Below are 5,844 nucleotides of genomic sequence, written 5' to 3'. Positions count from 1 at the left end.
GTCCTGGCAGCCCGCCAGGGTCAGGGCGGCCACCAGGACCGCGCCCACGAAAGCGGCCCTGCCGCGCCGCATGCGCGAGGGTCTGGGTATGTCCATGGCTGAGCACTCCTCGTACGGATCGAATCGGGCACGCGGCGTCCCTGCCACTCGCGCCGCGCAGCAGGCTACGCTCCCGGCACCCGTCGTACGAGGTGAACGGACGACTCACTGGGGCAGCTGAGGATCCGTCGGTCCGAGAGTGGTGGGAACCCGCGAGAAACCCATGGCATGACCCGTCCGGACCGCCCGGGACGAGGGATGGGCGATGGCCCTGGTCGACGGGCCTTCCTCGATACCGGGACCGTGACGCAGTTGGTGTGCCTGGTCCATCAGGCGGACGGCGGGCGCGTGGTTGCCCAGTGCCCACTCGACCTTGGCGAGGAGGCGGTACGCGTAGCTGAGCGAAGCGGGATCGTCGATCGCCGCGAACCGCTCAAGGGCCAGGCGGGCGGGGGAATGCGCCTTCTCCGGGTCCCCCGTCTTGCGCAGCGCCTCGGCCACCGTCGCGAACGCGTGCGCCGCCCCCTCCCGATCGTCCCGCTCGTCCAGCAGCCGGGCCGCCCGCCGGGCCGGTTCCACCGCCTCCGCGTACTGCCCGGCGTAGATGCGCAGCGCCGCCTCGCCGACCAGGCACTCGGCCAGCAGCCCCTGCTCCCCGGCCTCCTCCGCGTGGGAACGTGCCTCGGTCTGGAACCGCAAGGCCTCGTCGACGAGGTCGGCGGCCAGCGCCCGCTCGGCGAGGGTCATGAAGTGCCGGCCGTACGAGGTCCCGTTCGGCGGTGCCTGCGCAGCCGAACGGACCAGGGCGGCGGCCACGTCCTGGCGGGCGGCCGAGGAGCCGGACACCACCCACCGGGCCTGGTCCTGCCGGGGTTGGGTGCCCAGACGGGCGAGTGCCGCCCGGGCCCGGTCTGCCCCGGGCCGGTCGCTGCTGCCCGCGGCGTACCGATGGGCGGCCTCGGCCTCGTCCCTGGCTTCATCGGTCCTTTCCTCCGCGTCCAGGGCGTCGGCCACGTCACAGCTCAGCTCGGCCGCCGGGCTCCACAGGTCATGACGTGCCGCACGCGCCGCCGCGCGCAGCTCTCCCAGTGCGGCGGCCCGCCAGGTCCGGGACGGCCCGTCGTCGTGCACGGCCCCGAGCCGGTTGCGCAGATGCGCGTACAGGGCGGCTCGCCGCCGGGCCTCCGCCGCGGGCGTGGTGCGCGAATAGCTGCGGTAGAGCTCGTGGAAGGCGTAGCGGGCGCCCGCGCGCTGGAGGAGGCCGACATCGACCAGCTCTTCCAGCATCAACCCGCAGATTCCGGGCGGCAGATGGCACAGTGCCGCGGCGGAGTGGCGGTCGAAGTCGGGCCCGGGGTGGGCGGCGCAGTCCTGGAGCACCTGCTGTTGCTGATCGCTGAGCGCCTCGTACGAGACGGTGAAGGCCGTACGGACGCGGTCGTCGTCCTCGTGGAGGTGTTGCAGCGGCCGGTCCGACTCCCGCATGGCGTCGAGGAGCAGGTCGGGCGGGGTGCGGCGGAGCCGGGCGGCGATGGGGCGCAGGGCGAGCGGGAAGCAGCTCAGCAACTCGGCGATCTCGGTGAGTTCGCCGGTGTGGCCGGTGAGCCCGCTGATGTCCCGCAGCAACGCCACCGCGTCGGCCACCCGCAGCGGAGCCAGCGCATAGTGGCGCACCTGGTGGGGCGCCAGCGCGTCGGTGAGTGAAGCCCGGCTGGTGACCACGATCAGGGCGTCGTGCGGCGTCGCGTCGGTCCGGGAGAGGTCGGCGGGGCTCGTTATGTCGTCGAGCAGGACGACCGGCACTCCCATGGTCCTCGGCTTCTCATTGTCCTCGCTGTCCTCGTTGTCCTCGCTGTCCTCGGCGAGCCGTTGGCAGAGCTCCACCGCGAGCGCCGACTTGCCCACCCCGGGAGGGCCGTGGACGACGAGGACGCCGGGGCCGTGGGCCGCCAGCGCGGTGAGCTCCCGCAGCTCACGTTCCCGCCCGAACAACCGCGTGGCGGGCAGCGGTTGCGGCAGGGCGGGGTCTCGGCCGGCTTCGGGCGGGGTCGGCGCGGTGAACGCGGGGTTCCGGAAGATGGCGATGCGCTCACCGGAGTTGTGGGCGCCGATCTGCGGGTGCTGGGGGTGTTCGCGGGTACTGAGGGTCTGGTGCAGCCGGGTGTGGAGGGAGCCGAAGTCGAGCACGGGTCCGGCCTCGGGCACGCCGGTGCGCAGCAGCGTGAGCATGGCTCCGGTGAAGGCCGACAGCTCCTCGTCGGCCAGAGCGTAGGCGACCTCGGTGGCCGCGCTGGAGGTGAGGACGCAGACGCCGTCGATGTCGGCGGCCTGCCGCAGCAGGGTTTCCGGGGCGCTCATGCCTCCTTCCACGGCGGCTCCGCTGAAGCAGCAGTCGAGGATCATGGCGCACTTGAGGCCGTGCCGCCGGTGTGCCGCCCGTACTTCGTCACGGATGTGCGCGTAGGGCAGGGCCCGCCACATCTGCTGTTCGTTGGAGTCGTGCAGGGCGAGATGGAGTTCGGTGGGCCGGTCGGGGTGGAGCAGGCCGTGCCCGGCGTAGTAGACCAGCAGCGTGTCGGTGGCCTCGCCCACCGCCGCGTAGATGGCGCGCATGACGTCCCCGCCGTGGGCCTCGCCGTCGAGTACGCGGCAGCTCTGCGGGGCCAGACCCCACACGGCCTCGTCGCACAGGGCGTCCCGCAGGGCGGTGATGTTCCGCTCGACGGAGGGGAGTTGGGTGAGGCGGCCGTCCGGGGAGTACCGGGGCACGCCGACGAGGACCGCCCGGGAGGCCGCCGGGTCGGACAGCAGAGCCGTCATGCGTCGGACTGCTCCCGCTCCTCGCGGGCTCGCAGTATGGACAGCACGTCCTCGGCCGTTCCCTCAAGAACGGTCCCGTCGCGCTCGGTGATCCGCACGGTCGGCTTCCGTACACCTCGGGGGCGCCGCCAGGCGGCCGTGGTGACGAGCAGCCCGAGCAGGCCGACCGTGCTGTTCGCCACGGCGGTGATCGTGTCCACGGACCCCATGGCCGTGGCCGGTGACGCGGGAGCGTCCATGGGCTCGATGGTGATGCCCGCGCGCGCCACGGACGGGTCGCGGCGCAACCACCCGGTCAGGGCTGTGGCACTCGCCGCGCTTTCCGCACTGATCCGTACCTCGGCCATCCCGCTCCCCCGTGGATCATGTGACCACCATCAGCTCAGCATGGTCAGGATCCCAGCTCGGTCCGGCGCTTGGGAAGACTTCCCAGGGTTTCCCCCGGCAGGGGGACAGGGGTTTTCGCCGGGCCGGTCCACCACTCGGCAGGGGCCCTCGTGTACGCGCCGGGCGTCACCCCGGGAAGCGGCCCGTGGAGCGCAGTTGCCAGCGCCGTTCGGCGTACGCGAGGTCGTCGCGCCACAGCCGTCCGGCGGCGGCGCGGATCAGCGGGCGCAGCACCGGGGCGGCCCGGCGTGCCAGGGCGAAGCCCGCGCGGTCGGAGGAGGCGACGACCGCCTCGACGACCGCAGTGCGCGGGCGGCCCCGTTCATCGGCTCCCAGCGGGGTGGCATGCGTCTCCACGACGCTGCCGACGCCCTCGCCACGCGTGATGCGCATGACCACGGTACGCGGTTCCGGGGCGGTGAACACCGCCCGCACCGGTACGACGAGCCGTCCGGCGACCTTGAACGAGACGTCCACGGTGAAGCTGTCGTCGTCCTCGCGGGCGCCGGGCCCGGGCACGTCCAGCACCGTGAGATCGACGAACGAGTACGGGTGGAACCAGGCGCCGTGCCACGGGTCCAGGCGGTTGGCCAGGACGTCTTCGGGCTCGCAGATCCCCACGCCGGTGTAGACGGCCGACAGGGCCCGGATTGGTGCCGGGCGGACGGGGACGACGGGTGCGTCGAGCGGCTGCTCGCCCCCGACATCGTCCAGCCGGACCCACACCAGCACCCCGTCGTCGTGGACCGGCCACGGGTTCCAGCCCGCGAACGGGGCGCCCTCCAGGGCGAGTCCGTGCCAGTGGCACACCAGCCGCCCGCAACGTACGGGGCTGTCCTTCAGCGGAGCCCCCAGATGCGGGCAGATGCCGGGCCCTCCCACCGCACGGCCCTCGGCGTCGCGCCAGACGACGACTTCGTGCCCGGCCACGGTCCGGGCCAGCGGCCGGCCGCCGTCCAGACCGTGTGAGGCGCCCACGACGTACCAGTTCCCCGACGGACGCGTCTGGGCCCGCTTGACGGCCGCGGCGATCAGGCCCGGCCTGGCCTCGCGCCAGGTGGGGTGCTGCCGCGCCCAGGGAAGCGCCCGCCTGCGCAGGGACAGGGGCAGCCGGGCGCGCCGGTCCGCCGGTTCGGGCCTCATGCGACCTCCTCGTGGACCGGGCGGCGCGAGCCGGTGGACGCGGGAGGGGACGGGAGGTCCGCGACCGGCTGCCGCCCGCGGACGCGCAGCCGTGCTGCCGCGACGCGCACGAGTCCGTCGGCGGCGACCGTCGCGCGGCGTCTTCGGGACACGGCCGCGCGACGGTGCACCACGGCGTACCCGTCCGCGGCCACGGCGTCCAGGATGCCCCCGTACAGCACGCAGGCGGTACGGACGCACGGCCGCGAGACGTCGGCGAGCATGGGGATCCCGGGCACGGCCTCGCGGTAGACGCCGCGGGTCAGGGCTTCGAACTCGCGCAGCGCGGCCGTGATACGCGGGTCGGGACGGCCCGTCGCGCGGCTCCAGCACAGCAGCGGCCGGTCGGCGCCGTGTGCCGCGAGCAGGTCGGCAGGCAGATACACCCGGCCGCGGTCGAGGTCCTCGCCCACGTCGCGCAGGAAGTTGGTGAGCTGGAAGGCGACACCGAGCGCAGCCGCGTGCGGAGCGGCCACCTCCCGTGGCGCGACCGTGCCCAGGACGGGCAGCATCTGCAGTCCGATCACGGCCGCGGACCCGTGCATGTAGGAGCGCAGTTCGGCGTAGGTGGCGTAGCCGGTGACCGACAGGTCCGCGCGCATCGCCGCCATGAAGTCGGCGAACAGTCGGTGGTCGATGGCGTACCGGCGTGCCGTGTCGGCCAGGGCCAGCACCACCGGTTCGTCGCCGCCGCTCCCCCGCAGGCCCTCGGTCAGCGTGCCGTGCAGGGCGCGGAGCGCGGCGTCGCGGTCGTCGACGTCGACCGTGGGATCGAGGGTGTCCACGATGTCGTCGGCCCAGCGCGCGAATCCGTACAGGGCGTGCACGGCCGCCCGGTGCTCCACCGGGAGCAGCCGGGTGGCGAGGAAGTAGGTCCTGCCGTGGCGGGCGTTGAGCCGGCGGCACTGGCGGTAGGCCTGGCGCAGCGCGGGATCGGTGATGCCGGCGGCGTCGAGTTCGCGGTCGGTCATACGGGGGTCTCCTGGGGAGGGACGCGCGGGCCGTGCCGGTGTGCACGGGCAGTGGCTCCGGTGATGCGCGCCGCCGCGAGCTTGCCGGAGAGCAGGACGGTCGGCACGCCGACGCCCGGGGTGGTGCCGCAGCCCGCCAGGACGGCGTTGTCGGTGCCGCGGACCAGGTTGCGGGGCCGGAAGGGGCCGGTCTGGGGGAAAGTGTGTGCGGCGGAGAAGGGGGTGCCCGCGGCGTGCCCGAGCGCGTGCCAGGAGGCGGGGGTGACCAGGCACTCCTCCTCGATGGCGGACGCGATGCCGTCGAGGCCGCGCCGCTCCAGCTCCCGCAGGAGGGCGGCGCGGTAGCGGGGGGCCAGGCCGCTCCAGGCGCCGGGACCGGGTCCGATGTCGGTGTTGGGACACGGCGCGAGGACGTAGTGCAGGTGTTTGCCGGGCGGGGCCAGGC

5 protein-coding genes are annotated in these 5,844 nt (G+C 74.0%); all 5 read right to left on the bottom strand.

The annotated features are described in order from the left end of the window. Positions 1–204 precede the first annotated feature (204 nt). The gene (locus ACJA3G_RS27970) at positions 205–2,859 is read right to left on the bottom strand and encodes a caspase, EACC1-associated type (RefSeq protein WP_406555815.1); all 2,655 of its coding nucleotides are present in this window, start codon (positions 2,857–2,859) and stop codon (positions 205–207) included. Then, positions 2,856–3,206, bottom strand: coding sequence for an effector-associated constant component EACC1 (locus ACJA3G_RS27965; protein WP_406555814.1), 351 nt, complete (start codon positions 3,204–3,206; stop codon positions 2,856–2,858). The genes ACJA3G_RS27970 and ACJA3G_RS27965 overlap by 4 nt, the downstream gene beginning before the upstream one ends. 166 nt (positions 3,207–3,372) lie before the next feature. After that, on the bottom strand, positions 3,373–4,389 hold the full coding sequence (locus ACJA3G_RS27960; RefSeq protein ID WP_406555813.1) for a DUF5914 domain-containing protein: 1,017 nt from the start codon (positions 4,387–4,389) through the stop codon (positions 3,373–3,375). Next, positions 4,386–5,399 carry a phytoene/squalene synthase family protein gene (locus ACJA3G_RS27955; protein ID WP_406555812.1) on the bottom strand — a complete coding sequence of 338 codons (1,014 nt, stop codon included), beginning with the start codon at positions 5,397–5,399 and terminating at the stop codon, positions 4,386–4,388. Before ACJA3G_RS27955 ends, ACJA3G_RS27960 begins: the two co-directional genes overlap by 4 nt. Continuing rightward, a partial coding sequence (locus tag ACJA3G_RS27950) for an FAD-dependent oxidoreductase (RefSeq protein ID WP_406555811.1) occupies positions 5,396–5,844 on the bottom strand: 449 nt, incomplete at its 5' end. The genes ACJA3G_RS27950 and ACJA3G_RS27955, both read right to left, overlap by 4 nt.

It is taken from the genome of Streptomyces sp. YS-3, assembly GCF_045257485.1.
Classification (GTDB): Bacteria; Actinomycetota; Actinomycetes; order Streptomycetales; family Streptomycetaceae; genus Streptomyces.
Note: the sequence above shows the minus strand (reverse complement) of the source record. Positions and strands in the feature narration are given on the sequence as shown.

What these genes read in the sequence shown, in the direction of transcription:
- ACJA3G_RS27970 (WP_406555815.1), bottom strand. Translation starts at nt 2,859, where the DNA reads ATGACGGCTCTGCTGTCCGACCCGGCGGCCTCCCGGGCGGTCCTCGTC.
- ACJA3G_RS27965 (WP_406555814.1), bottom strand. Translation starts at nt 3,206, where the DNA reads ATGGCCGAGGTACGGATCAGTGCGGAAAGCGCGGCGAGTGCCACAGCC.
- ACJA3G_RS27960 (WP_406555813.1), bottom strand. Translation starts at nt 4,389, where the DNA reads ATGAGGCCCGAACCGGCGGACCGGCGCGCCCGGCTGCCCCTGTCCCTG.
- ACJA3G_RS27955 (WP_406555812.1), bottom strand. Translation starts at nt 5,399, where the DNA reads ATGACCGACCGCGAACTCGACGCCGCCGGCATCACCGATCCCGCGCTG.